15 protein-coding genes are annotated in these 22116 nt (G+C 56.6%); 9 read left to right on the top strand and 6 right to left on the bottom strand.

Annotated elements, in window-relative coordinates:
- The first annotated feature begins 1 nt into the window (after position 1).
- Positions 2–1564: a tryptophan 7-halogenase gene (locus tag ABLQ08_RS09550; protein WP_352941135.1), complete on the top strand. Its 1563-nt coding sequence runs from the start codon at positions 2–4 to the stop codon at positions 1562–1564.
- Between the two features lie 22 nt (positions 1565–1586).
- Here the strand turns inward: ABLQ08_RS09550 and ABLQ08_RS09545 are convergent, their stop codons facing one another.
- The gene (locus ABLQ08_RS09545) at positions 1587–2609 is read right to left on the bottom strand and encodes a LacI family DNA-binding transcriptional regulator (RefSeq protein ID WP_352941133.1); all 1023 of its coding nucleotides are present in this window, start codon (positions 2607–2609) and stop codon (positions 1587–1589) included.
- A 134-nt stretch (positions 2610–2743) separates the two neighbouring features.
- Here ABLQ08_RS09545 and iolG point away from each other — a divergent pair, with 134 nt between their 5' ends.
- Positions 2744–3736 (top strand): inositol 2-dehydrogenase, encoded by a 993-nt coding sequence (iolG, locus tag ABLQ08_RS09540; RefSeq protein ID WP_352941131.1) that lies wholly within the window; start codon positions 2744–2746, stop codon positions 3734–3736.
- An 11-nt stretch (positions 3737–3747) separates the two neighbouring features.
- Positions 3748–4563 carry a sugar phosphate isomerase/epimerase family protein gene (locus tag ABLQ08_RS09535; protein ID WP_352941128.1) on the top strand — a complete coding sequence of 272 codons (816 nt, stop codon included), beginning with the start codon at positions 3748–3750 and terminating at the stop codon, positions 4561–4563.
- A 68-nt stretch (positions 4564–4631) separates the two neighbouring features.
- Here ABLQ08_RS09535 and ABLQ08_RS09530 read toward each other — a convergent pair whose 3' ends face one another.
- Positions 4632–5513 (bottom strand): MipA/OmpV family protein, encoded by an 882-nt coding sequence (locus ABLQ08_RS09530; RefSeq protein WP_352941126.1) that lies wholly within the window; start codon positions 5511–5513, stop codon positions 4632–4634.
- Positions 5514–6093: 580 nt separating this feature from the next.
- Here ABLQ08_RS09530 and ABLQ08_RS09525 point away from each other — a divergent pair.
- The 6 genes from ABLQ08_RS09525 to ABLQ08_RS09500 all read left to right on the top strand — a co-directional run bounded on the left by ABLQ08_RS09525 (position 6094) and on the right by ABLQ08_RS09500 (position 15789).
- Positions 6094–7470 (top strand): TolC family protein, encoded by a 1377-nt coding sequence (locus tag ABLQ08_RS09525; RefSeq protein ID WP_352941124.1) that lies wholly within the window; start codon positions 6094–6096, stop codon positions 7468–7470.
- 41 nt (positions 7471–7511) lie between these two features.
- A complete protein-coding gene (locus tag ABLQ08_RS09520; protein WP_352941122.1) occupies positions 7512–8795 on the top strand; it encodes an efflux RND transporter periplasmic adaptor subunit in 1284 nt (427 codons plus the stop codon).
- Entirely contained in the window at positions 8795–11938 is a 3144-nt protein-coding gene (locus ABLQ08_RS09515; protein ID WP_352941119.1) for an efflux RND transporter permease subunit, read from the top strand. The genes ABLQ08_RS09520 and ABLQ08_RS09515 overlap by 1 nt, the downstream gene beginning before the upstream one ends.
- Positions 11935–12615, top strand: a complete 681-nt coding sequence (locus ABLQ08_RS09510; RefSeq protein WP_352941117.1) for a response regulator transcription factor — start codon at positions 11935–11937, stop codon at positions 12613–12615. The genes ABLQ08_RS09515 and ABLQ08_RS09510 overlap by 4 nt, the downstream gene beginning before the upstream one ends.
- Positions 12612–13943, top strand: coding sequence for a sensor histidine kinase (locus ABLQ08_RS09505; protein ID WP_352941115.1), 1332 nt, complete (start codon positions 12612–12614; stop codon positions 13941–13943). Before ABLQ08_RS09510 ends, ABLQ08_RS09505 begins: the two co-directional genes overlap by 4 nt.
- Positions 13944–14223: 280 nt before the next feature.
- Positions 14224–15789 (top strand): calcium-binding protein, encoded by a 1566-nt coding sequence (locus ABLQ08_RS09500; protein WP_352941114.1) that lies wholly within the window; start codon positions 14224–14226, stop codon positions 15787–15789.
- A gap of 131 nt (positions 15790–15920) precedes the next feature.
- Here the strand turns inward: ABLQ08_RS09500 and ABLQ08_RS09495 are convergent, their stop codons facing one another.
- The 4 genes from ABLQ08_RS09495 to ABLQ08_RS09480 all read right to left on the bottom strand — a co-directional run bounded on the left by ABLQ08_RS09495 (position 15921) and on the right by ABLQ08_RS09480 (position 22114).
- Positions 15921–16637, bottom strand: coding sequence for a response regulator (locus ABLQ08_RS09495; protein WP_352941111.1), 717 nt, complete (start codon positions 16635–16637; stop codon positions 15921–15923).
- Positions 16634–20104, bottom strand: a complete 3471-nt coding sequence (locus tag ABLQ08_RS09490) for a PAS-domain containing protein (protein ID WP_352941110.1) — start codon at positions 20102–20104, stop codon at positions 16634–16636. The genes ABLQ08_RS09495 and ABLQ08_RS09490 overlap by 4 nt, the downstream gene beginning before the upstream one ends.
- Positions 20105–20318: 214 nt before the next feature.
- Entirely contained in the window at positions 20319–21623 is a 1305-nt protein-coding gene (locus ABLQ08_RS09485; protein WP_352941106.1) for a TRAP transporter large permease, read from the bottom strand.
- Positions 21620–22114 (bottom strand): TRAP transporter small permease, encoded by a 495-nt coding sequence (locus tag ABLQ08_RS09480; protein ID WP_352941105.1) that lies wholly within the window; start codon positions 22112–22114, stop codon positions 21620–21622. Before ABLQ08_RS09480 ends, ABLQ08_RS09485 begins: the two co-directional genes overlap by 4 nt.
- Positions 22115–22116: the final 2 nt, after the last annotated feature.

The raw sequence follows: 22116 nt of genomic DNA, 5'->3' as shown, positions 1-22116 counted from the left end.
CATGAGCGGAGCCGCACCTCATATCGCGATCGTCGGTGGCGGAACGGCCGGCTGGCTGGCGGCACACATGCTGCGCCGTTTGTCGCGCGAAACCGATACGGCCTGCCGATTGACGGTCATTGAGGACCCGGACATCCCCACCATTGGCGTCGGGGAGGGAACGACCTCCGTATTCCGTGACGTATTGCTCGACCTCGGCTTTGACGAGTTCGAGTTCATGCGCGAGACCGGTGCGACCATCAAATATGGTATCCGGCATATCGGTTGGGGTGCACGGTCGAGCGGTCCGGGATCGGACTATCTCGGTCCGATTGACGACCCGCATCAGTTGACGCCTGACCCGACCGGACAGGGCAGGCCATGGCTGCACTACAGCGCGATTGCAGCAGGACAGCAGGCAATCCGTTCACACGTCTTCACGCCCCTGATGACGGGGCAGCGTGCTCCTTGGGCGCAGCAGGGCGGGAAGCTGATGCCGGTCAGTCCCTATCACCACGCCTACCATTTCGATCAGGCGAAGGTCGGCGCCTTTCTGCGCCGGAAAGCTGACGGGATCGAACAGGTGTCTTCCAAGGTGACCGGCATTGAAAAAGACAGCGGTTCCGGCCTTGTTACGGCCTTGAAGTGTCAGGGGCAGCCGGACATCGCCGTGGATTTCGTTTTCGATTGCACAGGGTTCCGGAGGGCATTGATGACGGAACTCGGTGTCTCCTGGCATCACTACGGTTCGTTGCTGCCGCTCAACCGGGCAATGCCCTTCTGGCTTGAACACTCAGAGGCAGGTGAGATTGCCCCTTACACGACGGCACGCGCGTTGCGCTCCGGATGGATGTGGCAGATCCCGACAGCGGACCGCCTTGGTTGCGGCTATGTCTATTCCGATGCGCACACGACGCCGGAGGAGGCACAAAGAGAAATCGAGCAAGTCCTCGGGTGCCGCATCACTCCTCGTGCAGACCTTGCTTTCAAGGAAGGCCGCTTGAAACAACCCTGGAGCGGCAACTGCATTGCACTGGGGCTGTCCCAGTGTTTTCTGGAACCCCTGGAAGCGACATCGATCCACGGAACGGTGGTTCAGCTGCTTTTGCTTGGGGCCGGGGGGTTCCTCGCTCATCTTGGGGGCGATATTTCCGATTTGCGCGAGAACTACAATCAGGCGGTCAATCAGCAGATCGATGATTTCGCGCAGTTCATCAATCTGCACTACGCAGGCGGGCGAAGGGATAGCGCCTTTTGGCAGGATATGACGGAATGCGGCATTTCCGACCTCAACCGGGACCGCCTTGAGCTGTGGTCGAACGAGGCCCCGATTCGAGCGCATTTTCCAACGCTTCCCGCTGGTTTGCCGCATGTTCAGGAACAGCTCTACATGCCGGTTCTTGATGGGTTGGGGCTTTTGCCAAAGGCGCCGTGCAAGGCTGCCTTGACCCGGACAGCCGGAATGGCGCGCGCCGCGCGCCTGCAGCGCGAGGACAATCGGGAGCAGTTTCGCAAGATATCAGCCAAGGCCCTTGGTCACCGCGAATTCCTCACCCGATTGAACTCAGGTGATCTGCCTTGCTGAGTGGGAGAGGCCGGGCGAGATCTCAGGCGCTTTGGCGAACGATCAGTTTTCCTTCAAACCTGTTCAGCCCGGTTCCATCGGTCTCGTCCCGCAAAAAGGCCACCAGGCTTTCCGCCATGTCCGACATCGGTTGACGGTAGGTTGTCAGTTGATAATTGGGACTGTCAGCTGCGGGAATGTCGTCAAACCCGGTTACGGCAATGTCTTTCGGGACCGAGAGGCCGAGCCGATGCTTGATCGCGTCGATCGCACCGATTGCCAGAGCATCGTTTTCGCAGACAATGACATCCGGAAGGTCGCCGGCACGACGGTTGGAAAGCGCGGAGGCAACGGTGTCGAAGCTTTGTTTCGCGTCATAAACACCAGCTGTCGCGACTTCCGGGCGATGGCCGGTTTTCCGTTCCCATTCCGCCATGAAAGTTTCCTTACGCAGCAGATGAGCTGAATCGGACTGCGGTCCGGCGAGAAACATCGGTCTGGAAAACTTCTTCTTCAGCACGTAATCGGCGATCTCGCGCATCGCGGCTTCGTCGTCGCAGCAGATCGAGATTGCTTTCGGATTGCGGGACATGCGTGCAAATGTGACCAGTTTTCGCACCCTCTTTGCTCCGAGGGCTGTTTCCAGAACCTCTTCGTTGAAGCGTGAACCAATCACAACAGCAGCATCCACCCGCCTTTGGCTGGCACTCAAAAGTGCCCCCGGCGCGTCATCTTCATCCAGCATGTTGACCAGGAACGTGTCCCATCCGGCCTTTCTCAGAGCCTTGGTCAGACGTTCAAGCATGACGAGCTTGTGCGGGTTTGCAAAGTCATCGATGAGAAGGGACACAATCCGGGAATTGTTGGAGCGAAGGCTGGATGCGGCCAGATCGGGAACATAGCCGAGCTTTTCAGCGACTTCCTTCACCCGTTTCCTGCTTTCCTCGGAAATGGAAGCATTTTGCCGGAAGGCACGGTTGACCGTCCAGCGGGACACGCCTGCCTCGGCGGCTACATCGTCTGCGGTCACCGTTTGAACCGGTGGATTTTCTGTCTTGTCAGCCATCGCACCTGGTCTCGAAATTCGTGCAAGTCAGATACCATCTAACAAGTTTTGCTCTCGAGAGCAAAATATGCTTGCTCTCGAGAGCAAGAGCTGTCATTGGTCCGCCAACTAGGTTTCAATTTGGAGGAATGCCAATGCTCAAGGTTGGCTTGCTGGGCGCGGGACGCATCGGTCAGGTGCACGCGGTGAACATTGCCGGTCACCAGAACAGTGAACTGGTTGCCGTGTCCGATATCCATGAAGATGCTGCGCAGGCGCTGGCTGCCAAATATGGCGCAGCTGCACGCCCGTCTGAAGATATCCTGAAAGACGACGGAGTTGATGCCGTATTGGTTGCCACTTCTACCGATACCCATGCCGACCTGATTGAAGCGGCGACAGCTGCCGGCAAGGCGGTTCTGTGTGAAAAGCCGGTGGACCTGTCCCTGGAAAGGGCAAAGGCCTGTCTGGCAGCTGCCGAAAAGACGGGCCGGCCGGTCATGGTTGGTTTCAACCGCCGCTTCGATCCCAACTTCTCTGCACTTAAAAGGGCAGCCGATGCCGGCGAGATTGGCAAGAGTGAACTGCTTTCCGTCACGTCCTTCGATCCGGCTCCTCCTCCTGTTTCCTACGTGAAAGTCTCAGGTGGCCTGTTCCGCGACATGATGATCCACGACTTCGACATGGCGTGCTGGATCATGGGGGGGGCTCCTCAAAAGGTCTTTGCGACAGGAAGTTCGATAGTCGATCCTGAAATCGGTGCCGCAGGCGATGTCGACACCGCAGCTGTCACGCTGAGCTGGGCCGATGGCCGGATCGCGGTCATCAAGAACAGCCGCCGTGCGGTCTATGGTTATGACCAGCGTGTCGAGCTGCTCGGGGTTGATGGATTGCTCGGCGCCAAGAACGTCCTGGAAAACACGGTCGAGAAAATCACGGTCGAAGGCAATATTTCCGCCAAGCCTGAGTATTTCTTCCTGGAACGCTACATGCGTGCCTACGCTGCAGAATGGGATGCATTTGTAACAGCGGTGAAAACGGGCAAGACCATGCCTGTCACGCTGGAAGAAGGGGTCCTGGCCCTGGCGGTTGCGGATGCAGCCACCCTGTCCCACCAGACTGGTGAAGCCGTTTCGGTTTCGCTCTGAAAGGATACGACATGAAACGGGAAATTGGATGTTGCACCTGGATCTTTGGCGACACCGCTCTGGAAGAAGTTGCGGACCGGGTAAAGCGTGCCGGGCTGGATGGCGTGGAACTTTTCGGAGCGGTTGATACTGTCGACCCGAAGGAAGCACTGGCGATTTTCGAAGCGCGCGATCTCAAGATCTTTTCGATCACACCCGGAGACGCTGACATTTCGCATCCCGACAAGGATGTGAGAGGGCAGGCATTGGCCTATTACGACAGGCTGATGGATTGGGCGGTTCAGCTGGGAGGACCGCTCATCTCCTGCCACGGTCAGGTGACGCGCATCAAACCCGTCGCCACACAGGCCGAGGAAGACGACCTCCTGCTTGATGCGGTTCGTCAGATCTGTGCCTTTGCCGAAAAGCGCGGCCTCAACGTCGTTTACGAGATTTTGAACCGTTACGAGACGCACCAGGTCCGGACTGTTGCGGAAGGTTTGGGCCTTCTGGAAAAAGCCGGGGCGACCAACCTGACATTGCTCCCGGACGCCTATCACATGAATATCGAGGAAAGCGACCCGGCCGGCGCCCTGCGTTCTGGAGGCAGCAAGATAGGTCTTTATCATGCTGCTGACAGCAACCGTTGCGGCATCGGGCAGGGACACACCGACTTTGCTTCCCAGGTCAGCGCTCTTGACCAGATAGGCTATGCCGGTCCTGTCATTGTGGAATGCAATGCGCCCGGTCCGAACCCCTTTACTCCGGACAAGGGAGATGGCTTCCGCGATGCCGTTGAGGCACAGCTGGCTGCATCCGTCACTGCTCTGCGCGCCCTCGGCAGCTAAACTGGAACAAGCAAAAAAGCTGCGGGCGTTTCGACGCCCGCAGCCAAGTTTCTGTTTGCCGAAGTTTTTCAGAATGTATAGGTGGCAAACAATCCGGCGTTAAACTGGTTGGTATCCCGGGTAATGGGGCTGTCGGCCGCGTCGCCGATCAGGCGGGTGTAGCCGACATTCGTACCCAGATTGATGTGATCCGTGAGCGGAACCACAAGCGTTGCATCGCCCGAGACCGACTTGAAACCTGCCGAGGCGTCAAAGTCCGTCAGACCCGATTTGGCCGATTGCTGAGAAGAAACGCCGAAATAGCCATCCATATAGTTTTCATCCGCCCAGGTTGTTGAAACGCCAAGCAGAAGCGCTGGGCCACCTGGACCGTCCTTGTTTGTCGGGCTGGAGCCGAAGATGGGACCGGTGCCGATAAAGAAGGGTGTTTCCTTCAAGAGCGGAGCAAGCGGAATGAAGGTTTGCAAACCCAGGTCGACCGTCGTTCCGTCCGCGCCGCCGAAGACATGGGTAACCTTCGTTTCGGCCTTGACGAATTTGTACTCGTAGCTCAGGAAGCCGCTGGTGCTGACACCGGCGTCGATATCGCCGAGACCACGCAATTCGGACCGGCTGTCACTTTCCTGACGGCCACCGTCATACCCCACCGAAGTGCCGACAACGAAACCCCTGTTCTGGTAGAGATTGACGCCCAATCCGTCACCGGGGCTGAGAAAGATGGTGTCGTTCCAGTTTATTTCCACAAACGGGACCGGACTGACCGACGATTCTGCGGAGCCCTCATATTTAGGACCGTAGATCGCACCTGCACCCAGGGTGACCGTCCAGTTTTCCTTCGTCAGGAAACCGCCCTGCATCAATGTGGAAAAGACATCTTCCGCAAGAGCGGGCTGAGAAGAGACGGCCAGCAGAAGAAGACTGCAAGGGTACAGTGGTGAAAGACACTTCATGAAAAACAACTCCGGTGTGACACCTGGCATTGGTGGACAGAGGGGACCCGATTTCCGTCCGCCAGGCTTGCCGAAGGAGAGTTAGATCATTCCGGGTAATCGATGGGTTATTCATCAAGTTATTGGAATTAAAGGAAATAACCCATTTTTTCGTTCGCGGAAGTAGCGCTGGCCGCATTGCCGCCATAATGTTGAGTGCGTTCGTCGACTTTCGCGTTCCAAATGTTCCCTGAACTCTGGACGGGTGAAGAAAAACGCATTGCGAAATCCTGGGATTGAAGACGTGCGTTGGGCGGGCCCTTTCACCGGAGGGGTCCTGAAAACGTCGTTGCCGGTGAAATGAACCGATTGACGCATGAGGTGAGAGGCTGTCGCCAAAGGCTCGATGGCGGACGGTAAAGGTCAAGGACGATTCATGTCCATCGAAGTGAAATTTTATGAAAGTGCTGCTTGAGTTTGCACTGGCCCGGATACAGTCGATCAAGAAATTATAGCAAAAACAGATATTTATGCGTTAACCGCGGCATTACCCGGCAAATGAGAAAGAAAGCGCGCTCAGATGGATCTGTAAGGCGCGTTCATGCGGATATCGCAAAATTTCTTCTTTCTCCCCCTTCTTGGTCTGCTTGCTGGCTGCGTGTCGACGGCAGGTGAACTTTCGCAGGAAGAGCGACGGGACATTCTGGACGATCTGCCGCAGCGGTGGAGCCAGACGGATTCTGCTGCCGCGAGCAATATCGGCAGTCTCATGGGACTGGTCAGTGAACCGGCAGTCAGATCCTACGTCGATACCGTGCTGGCCGAGAATATTCAGCTCAAGCAGTCCGTCATTGATCTGCGGTCGGCGGAATTTGCCCGTGTGAGCGCCAGCAGTGCTCTTTGGCCATCCGTTGACGGGGCAAGCTCCGCTCAGCGTCAGCGTGTCAAGACAGGAAGGACCGGAGATTATTCCAACAGCTTCGACCTGTCCGCCACTCTGAACTGGGAAGTCGACCTGTGGGGCCGGTTGGCGGACACGCAAAGCGCGGCCTATTCGGACCAGGACGCGGCCGCTCAGGATCTTCAGGCTGCCCGGTTGTCGACCGCGGGGCGGGCCATGCGGGACTGGATCCAGCTGGTTACCTTGAACCGGCTGATACAATTGGACAATTCCAGAATATCCAGCCTCAAAAGAACCGAAGATATCATTTCGGAGCAGTTCACACGTGGCCTCGGATCTCTTGGGGATCTGGAAGGTGCGCGCGCGTCGACCGAAAGCTCCCGGGCGAACCTTACGGACCGCAAGCTTCAGCGTGACCAGCTGGTTCGCAACATGGAGGTCTTTGCCGGACAGTTCCCGAGTTCCAAACTCAGAGCGTCTGGCAAACTGCCCACGGTCAAGCTTCCGAACAGCGGCTTTCCGATGGTAACTATCGGCAGGCGGCCAGATCTCCTGGCGGCTTATGCCAGGGCCGTCGCGGCGGACTACCGCACTTCCGCGGCTTACAAGGATTTGCTGCCGAAATTCGCGATCCGTTTCACCTTGAGCGATCAGGCTTCCGACCTGTCCGATTTGCTGCAGGGCGGTCCGGCTTGGTCACTGCTGGGCAACTTGACCGCGCCGCTTTTCGACGCGGGCGCGCGCAAAGCGACGGCCAAGGAGCAGGATCTGGCCGCCGCCAGGGCGTGGCTGGATTACCGGGATGCCCTTTTGACGACCGTGCTGGAAGTAGAGAATGCCCTGAATGCGGAGTTCTCTCTCAGAAAGCGTCAGGCACAACTGGCCCGTGCTTATGAACATGCTCAGGAGAATTACCAGCAATTCGAGCGCCGCTACCGGGACGGCCTGACCGACATCGTAACGCTGCTGACTGCAGAACGCGCAGCCTTCGATGCGCATCAGGCACTTTTCCAGGTTCAGCAGGAATGGTTGCAAAACCGGATCAATCTTGCCCTTGCCCTTGGCATCGGGCTGTGAGGCGAAACCAGTTCAGTTCGCGTTTCAAGACAGGAAGAGCCATGTCAATAAAATCCGTATTAGGCATTCGCACCAGTCATTTGGCGCTCCTTCTGGCGTGCATTGAGGCGATTTCCGTTTTCGGTTTGCCCGGCGAATGTTGGCTGAAGAATGCATCCAGCCTTGCTTTTGTCTCCCCCTCATTTGCGCAAGAGGAAACGGTCGTCCCATCTGAAGACGAAACGCCTGTTCAGGAGGAAGACAAGGCCTATCCGCTTGTTCGGGTGACTTCTGTTTCAACGACGCGAGAAAGCGCGGAAGTGACCGGATATGGTATTGCGAGGGCGCATTACCGTCAGACTCCCGTCGCCGAGGTTGCAGGCCAGGTGAAGTTTCTGTCGGGTCGGTTCGAACCGGGGCAAATGGTAAAGCAGGGAGAGGTTCTTCTGGAACTGGAGGATGTTGCCTACCGGTCCGCAGTGGCGACTGCCCGGCAGAACCTGATGCAGGCTGAATTGACACTGCTTGAAGAGCAGCAGCGCGCGGAACAGGCAAAGCAGGATTGGGAGCGCTCGAAACTGGGTGAAAATCCTGCCTCCGAGCTGGTTCTTCGCAAGCCCCAGATGGAAGTGGAGACAGCCAAGGTTGAAGCCGCCCGAGCGGAATTGGAGCTGGCAGAGAGCAACCTTGCCAAAACGCGTGTTGCCGCTCCCTTTGATGCGATGATCATTTCGCGTTCCGTGACACCTTCCGCTTTCGTGTCCGCGGGAACAACCGTCGGCGAACTTTTTTCACTCGACAGGTTCGATTTCTCCATTCCACTGTCCGCCAAGCAATGGGAGGCACTTGGCCGGTGGCAGGATGATCTCGACCTCGGCTCGTTGAATGCAGTGATTATGCTGGATGGTGGCAAGACGCTTTCTGCTGCCATCGAAGGCGAAGATGCGCTCATCGACGAAAGCACAAGGCAACGTTCGCTCAGGCTGAGTGTCAGCGATGCAGGTTCGGTTTCCGGCAACCTCAAGCCCGGAAGTTTCGCATCGGTCCTCATCAGTTCGACAGCTGTGCAGGACGTTCTTCTTGTCCCGGCAGAAGTGGTAACGCCCAACGGATATCTATGGTCGGTCTCACGCGACAATCTTCTTGTCCGCCATTCCGTTTCGCCTGCGTTCAAGAAGGGAGAACTAGTGGCAATTCCTCGGGATCAACTGGAAGGGGTGACGAACCTTCGTGTCGTCATGAGCCCGCTCGCAGATTATCTGCCCGGACAGAGAGTTGAACCGAAAGAAGCGACTGAAGCCACCGGGGATGTCGTTCTCTCCTCAATCGAAGAAGGAGACCTGTGATGTCCGGCAAGAAGTCAGATGATGGTGGCTGGATTGCCTGGTTTGTCCGCAACCCGGTCGCGGCCAACCTGTTGATGATCTTCATTCTTCTTCTTGGGGGAATGAGTTTTCTGTCGATCCGCACGGAAGGCTTTCCAAGTCAGCCTCCTCGCTCGGTTTCCATTTCCGTTTCTTATGACAGCGGCTCGGCCTTCGAGACAGAGCGCGGTGTTACCGCAAAAGTCGAGCGTGCGCTCAAGGGACTGGAAGGCGTCAAGGAAGTTACAAGCACGTCCTCGTCCTCTCTGTCTTCCATTTCCATTGAAATGACCAGCGGTTACGACCTCGACAAATTGCTGACCGACGTCAAGAACCGGGTAGACGGCGTCACGCTTCCTGCGGACGCCGAGACACCTGTGGTTACACGCGAGCTGGAAATCGAGGAAATCGCGTTTCTGAACATCTACGGAGACGTTGACCATGACGTTCTGAAGCGGGTTGCGCGCAGGATCAGAGACAGGATCCTGGCCGATCCGGCCATTCCAAGTGTCACGATCCTGGGGGAATTGACACCGGAAGTCACCATCGAGATCGATCAGGAAACCCTGCGGCGCTTTCAGGTGTCGTTTGCGGATGTGGTCAATGTGATTGCAGCATCTTCCGTGACGGAGGAACAAGGCCTCCTGAAAAGCGAAAATGGCCGCATCGTTGTGAAAGCCGACGCTCAAGGGACGTCGCTTCGGGACTTTGAAAACATCGAACTTATCAGCGGAAGGGACGGCCAGCGCGTCAGGTTGGGGGAAATTGCGACGGTCAGGGATGGGTTCACTGACGACCGCCAAGTGTACAGGTTCAACGGCGCACCTGCGATCCGGCTGACAATGGAAATGATCGGAAAGGCCGACCTCGTCCATGCCGCGGGACGGGTGCGTGATGTCGTCGACGAAATCAGGGCAGAAACCTGGTTGCCTGAGGAAATCAAGCTCTCGCTCTGGAACGACAAGAGTGTATTCATCAATGACCGGCTGTCGCTGATGGCGAAAAACGGCCTGATGGGAATGGCGCTCGTCTTGCTTGTTCTCGCCCTTTTCCTGGATATTCGCACAGCCTTCTGGGTGTCGCTCGGACTGCCGATATCCTTTGCCGGTGCGTTGATCCTGATGGGCGACAGCATCTGGGGGCTGACCCTGAACGAAATCACCACGTTCGGTTTCATTATCGCGCTCGGCATCGTTGTCGATGATGCGATCATCGTCGCGGAAAGCGTTCACGCGGAAAAGGAGAAACATGGGGCCTCGGCGCAAAGTGTCATACGGGGCGTCAAGAAGGTGGCAGTTCCTGCCGTCTTCGGTGTGTTGACGACGATTGCGGCGTTTTTTCCGATCACGCTTGTGCCCGGAAGATTGGCGGAAATCTTTTCCCTGTTCGCCTGGGTTGTGATCTTCAGCCTGTTGTTCTCCATCATTGAATCCAAGTTCATTCTCCCGGCGCACCTGGCGCATGCCCGTGAGCGGTCATCAAGCAGGAACGTTCTGGCGCGTGGCGTGCGCGGTCTGCACAAGGCAATTGGTGATGGACTGAAGTTCGTGACGCAAAGGTTCTACAGACCTGCGCTCCGTGTTGTCCTGCGTCTGAGATATCTGGCGTTGATCGTCGCGGCGGGATGCTTTGCGGCATCCCTGTGGACTGTACAGACGGGCATGGTGCGAACGGTCTTCTTTCCCGACATTCCTAGCGAATTGCTGACAATCCGCTATGTCGCGAAATCCGATCTCGGGTATGGCACCATTTTCGCAGAAGCTCTGCGTATCGAAGAGGCTGGTTGGCGTGTCAATGATGAACTGGCCATGGATGAAGCGACCAGCGTTCCTCCGATCGCCAGTATCGAGACCAATGCGAGCGAAAGTGGCGACGTCACGATCGTGGTTGCCCTGCGGCCGGAGGTCAAGGACGTCCTTCCACTGAGACGAATTGCGGACCTTTGGAGAAAGGAGCTTGGTGGTGTTGAAGGTGTGCAAAGCCTCGAGTTCACCACCGACGATTTCGACGATCCCGAGTTCGGAGTGGATCTTGTTCTCGACGATCCAGACCTGCTGATCGCGGCGAGCCGCAAGGCAAGGGAACGCGTGGCGGAACTGACCGGTGTCTTGTCCGCAACCAACAGCTTTCAGGCTGCTCGCAGCCGTGTACGTGTCGAACTGAACGATCAGGGAAAGGCTCTCGGACTGGCCACTTCAACGGTTGCGACCCAACTTGCCAGTGCACTCAATGGAGCCGAAGTTCAGCGGTTCCAACGGTCCGACGAAGAAGTGAAAGTCAGGGTCCGTCTGCCCTTCGAAGACAGGCGGACCCTCGCAGATCTTGAAGCGATGTATATCAGGCTTGCCGACGGCAACCTTGTACCTCTGTCCGATGTCGCGCGGTTGCGCACCGACTTTACCGTCGATGAAGTCAAACGGTTCGACAGCAATCGGGTCGCCTCATTGACCGCGGATGTCGACAACTCGATTGCGACCGGCGACGATCTGAAGGTCATATTCGACGAAGAGATCTTTCCGGAACTCAAGCGAGACTTCCCTTCGCTGACGATCCGCTACACCGGCGATCTGGAGCGGCAGGAAGAAGCGATGGGTGGCCTGGTCCAGGCATTTATCATTACTCTGGTTGCGATCTACGGACTGTTGGCCATTCCCTTGAAATCATACAGCCAGCCATTCGTCGTCATGGCCGCCATACCGTTCGGTATCGTCGGCGCCATCCTTGGGCATTTGATCAATGATCTGCCCATCAGTATCCTGTCGATCAACGGCATTCTGGCGCTCTGCGGCGTTGTCGTGAACGACAGTCTTTTGCTTGTGTCCACGGCAAACACCAACCGGGCAAATGGAATGGACAGAATTGAATCGCTGCTGAATGCCGGCTGCACAAGAATGAGAGCGGTCCTTTTGACAAGTGCCACTACGTTTTGCGGCCTTGCTCCCCTGATCACCGAAACCTCCGAACAGGCGCAGTTCCTCATTCCGGCAGCTGTCTCGCTCGGTTACGGTATCTTGTTTGCAACGGTCATCACTCTTGTTTTGATCCCGACATTCCTTCTGATCAGAGACGATATCTTCCGATTGGCTTCCTACTTGTTTGCACCGCGTCGGCAGGAGGCACTATGAACAAGGATCCCTTGCTGGTGCTGCTGGTCGAAGACGACATGGACCTGGCGGCAACTGTGGCCGACTATCTTGCGCTTGAAGAGATCGACTGTGACCACGCCTATAACGGTCAGGCGGGCATAGAAGCGGCCACGAACAACAGATATGACGTTGTGCTTCTCGATCTTGCATTGCCCAATGTCGATGGGCTGACTGTCTGCCAGACATTGCGCAGAAGTGGCGTGAATTGCCCCGTTCTCATGCTGACGGCCAGAGACACGCTTTCAGACAAGGTGGCCGGATTTGAAGCTGGAACGGACGATTATCTGGTGAAACCGTTTGCCTTCGAAGAACTGGTGGTTCGGATTCGCGCTCTTGTCAGGCGCAAAACCGGCTGGGATCAAAATCTCACAGTCGGTGATCTGCAGATCGACTTCAATGAACGCAAGGCAAAGCGGGTCGGGCGCGCGCTAAGATTGACGCCAACAGGCTGGACACTTCTGGAGACGCTGGCCCGAAACAGTCCTTCTGTCGTGACGCGGGAGCAGCTTGAACGAGCAGTGTGGGGCGACGATGTTCCGGACAGCAACAGTCTCAAAGTGCACCTCTACAAGCTGCGACGGCAGGTGCAGCGGCCGCACGAAAGCAAGCTTCTACATACGGTCAGCGGCGCAGGGTTTGCCCTCAGGGAGTCATGATGGTCCGTGCATTGAAACGTCTTTTTTCCTTCGGTGAAAACACGATCCGGCGCGACATCCGGTTGTTTGCGCTCAGCCTGGCCGCGCTGGTGGTCGTTACCTACAGTTTTTTGCTGGTGTATTACTTCTTTTCCGGATTGCAGGGGGCCAGTTCCTACCAGCTTCGAGTGATTGCGGCGAGTTACGAAGAGGCCCTGACCCGAGAGCCCAATCTACCGAGAACGTTCTCCAACATCACCGTCGCGATGAGCTACGGTGAACTCCCGGAAAAGGTGAAAGAGGTTTTCCCGGAGGAGGAGATTGAACGGGGAGAGTTGAGCTCTGATGTTCATGAGGGTGAAACCGATGACGAAGATATTCTTTATCTTCTCCTGAACAGGCCGCTCGCGGACGGGCGCGATTTATACCTCGTGCAATCCATTCAACTGGACGAGAACGATCAGGTGAATTTCGAGCCGTATTTGCAAGAGCATCTTGGGTTTGTTGTCTTGTTGGTCGGAATTTCGTTCCTTGTTGCGACATACATACTTGTCTGGCTTCTGGCCAAAAAGGTGGTGACACCTGTTCAAAAACTGCAGAACTGGGCTGACTCGCTGGGAGAAAATCCCGGTTCGGTCCAACTGCCGGACTTCAAGTACCGTGAGCTCAATACGGTGGCGGCTCGCTTGGCGGTGTCAATTGAACGGATCTCCGGATTTGTCGAACGCGAAGCGGCGTTTCTTCGACATGCAAGTCATGAATTGCGGACGCCAATCGCGATCATCTCGGGTAACGCGGCTTTACTGGCAAGAAAAGAGGAGCAGAGCACGGACCGGGTCGCCGTTGAGCGGATCCAGCGGGCAAGCCACTCCATGCAACAACTTGTCGAGACCTTGCTGTGGCTTGGCCGGGAGAATGATCCGGCTCCCGAACTCAAATTGATCGATTTGGCTGTAGTGATCGAGGAACTGATAAACGAACTCGGATACCTTGTCGGCAGCAAATCGATTTCGGTCGTCAGGGATTTCGACCAGTCGTCACTGAAACTGCCCGAGTTCCCGACGAAAATCGTCTTGTCCAACATGCTCAGAAATGCGTTCCAGCACACAGCAGAGGGCACAATCCGGATTACCGTGCGCGACGGCACGGTGTGTGTATCAAACGTTGATACGACACTGCAGGAAGCGGTTGGGGAAGCTCCTGGCGAACTGGAACACGGGATAGGTCTGTCGCTTGTTAGCCGGATTGCGCAGCGGCTTGACTGGGACTTTTCCATCGAGCGGACGGGGAACGAAACCCTGGCGCTGTTGAGGTTCTGCCCCTCGAGAGAGGAACCGCAGCGAGCCTGACATCTTTGCCGAACGAATGGTGGTTGGCCGGAGAATTTCTGTCCGGCCGCTTTCGGGATGCCAAACGCGACGATGTGTCAGTTGCGTATCAAGTGTTTCCATTGATGTGGCGTGGTTGCTCGAGTGGACACAATCCTTACAGTTTTCACGTCCGCGTGAAGTTCCGCTGATACCTGAAAATTAGACTGTCTGCACAGTGGGCTAACAGGTGCGCTTTGCGCCCTGAAGATGATCGCGCTTGCAGTTTTTCTGCTGCAAGGCGCTGGAAGGACAGCAGATAATGGCACTTTCATTTTTCAGGTCGGTTTCCAGAACCCCTGCATGGAAACCGATCTCCAAGAAACAGGACACCGGCTGGCGCGCAGACGAAGACAAGGCATCCGGCACCCAAGACATGCCGATCGCTCCCCTTGAGGACAGTGGCAACTCAAGCGCGCGGTCTTCGCGCCGGGCAGAAACCGAACAGACGACGCACGATGAGGCAGGCAGCCGGTTTGCGCCGGGCCGCAAAAGTTCGGGAAGCCGTTACGATGATGATCGGTATGCGGACCGGGAGGAAGCGGAAGAGCGTCCCGGAACCGGATTTGAGACGATGGAATTTTCGTGGTCTGGTCGCGGCAGCCTTTTAGGAAAGCTGCTCGCGGGAGTTTCTCAAGGCGGTCTGGGTGCGCTTCTCGACGTTGAACCTGTCAGCTTCTGGATCGATTGGTCGGGCACAGACTATTACATCGGGAACGATGGCAAGAACATCGCCAATGGTCTCGGTGGAAATGACCATATCGAACTCCGTAACGGCGATGATACTGGCTATGGCGGCAGCGGCAACGACTTCATTCACGGCGGCCGCGGAGACGACAAGCTGTACGGCAACTCCGGAAACGATACCCTGTTTGGTGACCAGGGTGATGACTACATGGAAGGTGGAACCGGCAACGATCTTCTGGTTGGTCATGCCGACGATGATCACCTTTGGGGACAGGAAGGAGATGACCGCCTGGAGGGAGGCGAAGGCGACGACCGGTTGTATGGTGGTGAAGGCGACGACCATATGGAAGGCGGAGATGGCCGTGACTTGATACGGGGGCAGGAAGGCTCGGATTTCATTTTGGGCGGCGACGGCGATGACCTGTTGTTTGGTGCCGATGGCAACGACTTCATTCACGGTGGTCATGGTAATGATCATGTCTATGGAGGAGACGGCAAAGACACGCTCATAGGAGATCTCGGCGACGACAACATGGTCGGGGGTGCCGGCAATGACTTTTTGCGAGGCGACAGCGGTCAGGACCGGCTTCACGGCGGACTTGGCGACGACAACCTGAAAGGCGGAAGTGACAACGACTGGCTGTGGGGTGAAGCCGGCAACGACAAGCTCTTTGGTGAAAGCGGTCGCGATATCATGCGTGGCGGCGACGGTAACGACGAGCTCTATGGCGGCAGTGGCAACGACTACATTCAGGGTGGTTCCGGAAACGACCACATCACCGGTGGAACCAACGGAGATGGAGATCTTGGCGACTACATGCTCGGCGGTGCCGGTTATGACATCTTCTACTTCAAGAGCGGTGACAGTGGTGGTTCTTCAAGCGCAATCGATGTGATTGAAGACTTCGGCACTGGCGGTGACCTGATCGTGGTGGAAGGTTTCTTTGCGGACTTTCTGGGAGAGCAATCCGGGTTTTCTGGCGAAGAAGGGGCCGAGCTTTACTTTGAGCATGCCCAACACGAGGAATATGGGGACGTAACCTATGTCCATGTGCGCGATGGCGAAGGTCTCGACAGCGATCTGACTTTCTCGCTCCTGGGACATCATGCACTCACCCAGAACGATGTTTTCATCATCTGACAAATATCCAGGCAGGACGAGGCGGCAGGTTTCCTGCCGCCCTTGCCCTTTGCCGGCCAATCTGCCCGACGGATCACGAGACACCTTAGCGGGCAGACAGTCAATTCCAATGGATTAGTCTTGAAACGCCGTTACTCAAAAACGTAGCCAATCCCGCGCACGGTTCGGATCGTCTCCGGTTTGGTCGGGTTGGGTTCGATCTTTTTCCTCAGCCTGGAGATCCGCAAGTCAATGGAGCGATCGAAAGGTTCCCAGCCCTTGTTATGGGCCTGTTCGAGCAACTGATCGCGATTGAGTACCCTGCCGCGATTTTCAGCGAACACCTTGAGCAAACTGTATTCCATGGCGGTGATCGCAATCTCTTCGCCATTGTCACCAAAGAGCCTGGCACCATCGAGGTCCAGACGGCAGTTGCCGAAGGCGATCGTACCGTTCAGCTTTTCTCTTTGTTCAACCTGCCGGTCAATCGAAGTCTGACGGCGCAAGGTCGCCTTGATGCGTGCCTCAAGCTCGCGAAGGTCAACGGGTTTGCCGACATAGTCATCGGCCCCCATTTCCAGTCCGATAACCCTGTCGATCACTTCGCTGGCAGCCGTCAGCATTATGACGGGAATTTCCGATGAAGCGCGAAGCTCGCGCAAGGCGGTCAGGCCATCGGTTCCCGGCATATTGATGTCGAGTACGATGAGGTCCGGTTGTTCTCTTTCCAACTTGACCTTCAGATCGGCAGCATTCGGTACCTCGGAAACACGGTAGCCGCGCTCGCTCAGATATTCGGCAACCATCTCCCTCAGGTGAGGTTCGTCATCGCAAACCAGAATGTTTTTCGGCTGTTCTCCACTGTTCATGGCTTGGTTTCTCCGGCGCCTAACTTCTTGATCAAGATCTCAAGCTCCTTCCCCGAGATCGGTTTCTCGATGAAGGGACGTTTGCTTCGAGACAGAAAGTGCGTGACATCCCTGCCCATGGAGTCGCCGGTCACAAAGCCGATCCGCTCTGCGTAGCCGGGCAACCTCTGCTGCAAGGTGTTATAAAATTCTTCGCCGTTCATTCCAGGCATCTTGAAGTCGCTGATGATCATGTCGAATGCATTGAGGGACAATTCGTCAAGCGCCTTTCTCGCATCGGTGCACAAGGTCGTCCGGCAGCCGAGGTCTTCCAGAAGATCTCGAATGAGCTCTCCCACATCGGCTTCATCATCGACCACAAGAACATTTTTCCTCTTTAGAGAGATGGCTTTTTCCGGGCGATCGGGCAGTTGCCTCACCTCTGGTTTGATCGCCCGGAGCCTGACGAAGAAACTTGTTCCGGATCGAGGGCTGGAGGAAACTTCGAGAACGCCGCCATGGGTGTCAATGATCCTGTGGCAGAATGCCAATCCGACGCCAGTGCCCTGACCGACATCCTTTGTGGTGAAGAAGGGTTCGAAAATCCTGGCCTGGATGGTCTTGTCGATTCCAGGTCCATTGTCGTGGATCTCAATGACGGAATGATCGCTGTCGTCATCGTAATAGGAACGAATTGTCAGGACCCCGCTTTCCCTTTGCGGTGCCAGTGCCTGCTCGGCGTTTACGAGCAGGTTGGTGAAGACCTGTATCAGTTGATCGCCATCACCTGAAACCAACGGCAAATTGCCGTCCAGTTCGGTGAGCAGCTGTGTGCCGTTTGCTTTCAGGCCGTATCCGCCGACTTCCAGTGCGACGGAGACGATTTCATTCAGGGAACACTGCTCGATTTTTGCAGGCTTTTGCCGGGCCATCGCCAGGAACGTCTTGACGATCTTGGCGCTTCTGTTTGCCGCCTGGGCAATGCGGTCAACCCGTTTCGAAAGCACGGGATCATCCAGCTTCCCTTCGAGCATCTGCGCATATCCAACGACGATCGAAAGTGGGTTGTTGAGCTCGTGCGAAACCCCGGCGAGGAGTTCACCAAGCGCAGAAAGCTTTTCGTTCTGATGGGCTTTTTCGCGTTGCTTTTCCAGCTCAGCCTGCATGGCCAGCTGGTCGGAGATGTCCCGGGTCGATGAAACAATAACGTCTTCGCCCTTGTAGTCCGTCACACGAGCGGCCGTCAGTCCCTGCATGACAGAGCCGTCCGCACGCCGGAACTGGACGCGATAGTCGTCCAATGACCCGGTAGGAAGCAACGCTTGCAGGTATCTTTCCCTGTCCTCGGGAGTGAGAAAGAAACTCAGGGTGGTCTCGATGTCACCAAACCGTTCGCGTGACGCGGGAGGGCAGTAAATGATCTTGCCGTCCTCGATCCTGGAGACGAGAAAGTTCGCCGGGCAGGCTTCGACGATCTTGCGCAGGAGCATGTCGGCCTCGCGCTGTTCTTCCTCTGCGCGCCGCTGTTCCGTGATGTCGGTGAAAGACACCAGGTAGCCATCCAGTTCCGTCTGGTGCGCCGAGGCCAGCAGGATGCTGCCACCGCCAAGCTTTACGGTTTCTCTTTTCCTGTAGGAACGAATGAGCCTCACGAGCTCGTCCATGAATTGCTTCTTGCTGCTTCCTTCCGGAACCAGAAGCACGTCGGCTTCAATCAACCGGTCCATCATGTCGAAGACACTTTCACCAGCCTTGGGTGAGCGCAGGCCGCCAAAGAAAATACTGTGCCACTTGCGATTGCCCATGACGAAGTTGAGGTCGGGATCAAACAGAACCAGCCCTTCGTCGAGAGATTGAATGGCGTCGTTCAACATTTCCAGGCTGCGTGCTTCGGCTCTTTTCAGGGCGGTGGTGTCGGTGACGACGACAACCCGTCCGTTGTCTTGCGTTACTGCCCGCTCGACCAGGTAATGCCGTCCGTCCTTGAAACTGACTTCCATCGGTTCCAAAGAAGTTCGCTGTTGGAGGATGGCTTTCGTAAATGCGGAAGCGGCATCGTCGCCGACCGGATTGCCCAGGACTGTCGCAATGTTGGGCGACAGCGTGGAAATTCTCTCTTCGTCGGACAACTTCAGCAATTCCTCAGGCGACAGCCTGAACGGGCCTGAAAATGCTTCGTTGCAGTGTGTGAAGCGGCCGTCGGCGCCCTCGATCGCAACGCCCACAGGAAGCCTTGCAACGGCGTCGGTAAACAGGCGTTCTGCCTTCAGCTGCTCCGTCACATCTTCAATGGTGAGCAATCTGCCCTGCAATGCGGTTTCGTAGACATTGCCAACCAGTTCCCGGCCGTGGTTGTTCGGAACCGAAAATCCCTTCGCCGATTGCCTGATGAGCCGGTCGAGCTCATTGAGCAGTTCGTCCTTGGGAGTCCAGGCCGGCAGCGGAAAGAGACCAGCGTCGATTGCCCGCGAATGAATTTCGCGCATTGTGTGACCGGGAACGAGAAAACTGTTGTTCGGGTCGGCAAGCTCCCGGAACTTCTGGTTGGCGAAAATAAGCTTGTCGTCATCGTCGACCAGGGCAATCCCGATGTCGACCGCTTCGATGGCGTGATTGAGCAGTTGGCGGGCCCTGGCCTGGGTCGTACGCTGTTCCGTGACATCGAGAACCGTGGCGACGATACCGCCATCACCGAGCTTGACGAGAGTAATGACTTTCTGCGAGCCGTCGGCGACATTGATCTCGACCTTCAGAGCGCCTTTCGTTTCAAGTGCTTTGAAGATGCCCGAGATCCCGCCCTCCGGACCTCTCGTGATCGAGACCTGTCCCGATCCGACAGCTTTGCCGATGACGTCGCTCATCGGCGTTCCGGGTATCAGAACATCCTTGAGAGGGCCGAGCATTTCGGCATAGCGGGTGTTGGCGAAGACCAGCCGCTTTTCCTGGTCGTAAAGGACAAATCCCTCGTTGAGCGCTTCAACCGCATCTCTCAGCCGGGCATTTGCAAGACTGTTTTCATCCCGTGGTACCAGGGATTCGCTCACGGCGTCGGCGATCTCCCGGGGTCTTGTCACTTCGCGCGCCGAGATCAGGGTGCGTCCCTTGCCGGTTTTTCTGGTGGTGAACCTGATTGTGCATCCGTCCTTCCGGCGAAGCTCCAAATCCCCTTCACCGGAGCGGATGGCTTTCAGGACATTTTCTGCGGTGTCGGCCGGCTTCTCTCCCTCCGGCAACACAAAGAGGCCGGTTTGAAACATGTGAAGGATAACGGTCTCGGCCGATTGGTTTTTCTGTGGCGGGAGGTCCGCCGGTGACCAGGCTAGGTCCAGAAAGCGATCGTTGCACAGGAGAAAGCGCAATTCGGGGTCCAGGAGGGCAAAGCCTTCCGGCAATGCCCCGGTCACGTCTTCCAACATCTCAAGCATCGACAATTCGAATGTTGCGTCGATTTCCTGATCGTCCGAAGTGCCCTTGCCTTCGTAAACCATCTGGTCCCACCCGCCTGTCCCGGCCACGGCCGGGCAAATTGAATGCACATAAGGCCGAAACTTATCAGTTCAGCCTTGTCGAATGTATCAATTGTATCAGCCACGTTGAAACAGACTGTTTCTGAGAAACCGGCAAAGGTGTTCCAGACAGGTGGCGGGGGGGAGGGACGGGGTGTTTCCGATCGAGCCGCCACTCCGCCCATTCTCAATAAGGCTAGTTGAACATCGCATTTGGTATGAGCAGAGCGATCTCCGGGAAGGCCACGATCAAGGCAAGCGTTGCGATCATGGCGAGCCAGAAGGGCATGATGCCCGCAAAAATGGTTTCTATCCTGACATCCGGCACGACGCTCTTGACGATGAAGACGTTGACGCCGACGGGTGGTGAAATCAGTCCCATTTCCAAAACGATGACCATGACGACGCCTAGCCAGATCGGGTCAAATCCCAGGCCGACCACAAGAGGAAAAACGATCGGTAGCGTGATCACCAGCAGTGACAGGCCTTCGATGAACATGCCGAGGATCACATATCCCAGCAGGATGAGACAAAGCGTGCCGTAAGTCCCGAGCGCCAGCCCGGTCATGCCGTCCGCGATGGTCGCGGGCAGATGGGAAAGAGCAACGAAGGGAGAAAAGACATTCGCGCCGATCAGAATGAAGAAGGCCATGCCTGTCGTCTTCAGGGTTTCCGCACAGATGCCGTATAGAGTGCGAGCCGTGCACTTTCTTCGCGCGATCAGCATGACGAAGGCAAAAAAGGCGCCGACACCGGCAGCTTCAACCGGTGTGAAAAAACCGGTGTAGATGCCGCCGATCGTGATCAGAATGATGACGCCGATACCAGTAGCGCGGAATAGACTTTGAAGTTTCTCGCGACGGTCGAAAACCGGCCCGCGCGGTCCTTCCTCCGGCCACAGAAATGTGACAACGGCAATGGCCAGCAAAAACATGGTTGTCAGCAGAATGCCGGGAAGGACGCCGGCCATGAACAGCCGTCCGATGGATTCCTCCGTCAGCACAGCGTAGATCACGAAACCGGTGGAAGGGGGAATGAGAATGCCGAGCGTGCCGCCGGCAGCAATTGAGCCGGTAGCCAGGCGAGACCCGTAATTGAAGCGCCGCATTTCCGGATAGGCGACCCTGCCCATCGTGATCGCGGAAGCGATAGAGGACCCGGAAAGCGCCGCAAATCCCGCACAGCCCATGATTGTTGCAGCCGCCAGACCGCCTTTCAGGTGGCCGATGATCTTGTGGGCCGCATCGAACAGGTCGCGGCTGAGACCGGCGGCGGAAGCCAGGTTACCCATCAGGATGAACAGCGGAATGATTGTCAGTTCGTAAACGGTTACGGTGGCAAAGACCTGCCCGCTAAGCGAAAACGCGGCAGCCGTGAACCCGGACAGAATGACGGTTCCGAAGAAGCCGACCACCAGCAGCGCAATTGCGACTGGCGTTCCAAGGCCTAAGAGAATGAACAGGGCTATGAAGCCGAGGCAACCATAGAGCTCAGGGCTCATCTTGTAATTCTTTCCAGTACCAGAACAAGCGCGGCAAGACCACAGCCCGCGGAAACCGCGTAGTAGGAGGGGCCGAAGGGAAGTTGCAGCAACATGGTGGATTCACCGAATGTCGCGGCCTCAAGCGCGTTGGAAAAGGCTCGCCAGGACAGGTAACCGAGCATAACCGTGCCCAGTGCGGTCACCATCCAGTCCAACACCATCTGAACTGCCAAAGGCAGTTTCAGAACAAGTGTGTCGATGGCGATCAGGCGTCCTGCGAGCACACAAAGCGGAAAACTGAGACTGACGACAAAGGACAGGAGGATCTGGGCGTAGTCGTTCGCCCCGAAGATCGGCTTGTTGAAGAAGGACCGCAAAAGCGCGTCGGAAACCGAAAGTCCCATCAGTGAAAAAACGAGAAGGCCGCCGGCAATGACCAGCGGCACTTCAATCCAGTTGCGCCAGCCTGCCGGGGGCAGGCCGGACGCTTCAGGCTTTTTCAGCGACATCG

This window comes from Roseibium sp. SCP14, from assembly GCF_040329475.1.
GTDB lineage: Bacteria > Pseudomonadota > Alphaproteobacteria > Rhizobiales > Stappiaceae > Roseibium.
The sequence above is the reverse complement of the archived record's forward strand: the minus strand, read 5'-3'. Positions and strand labels throughout refer to the sequence as shown.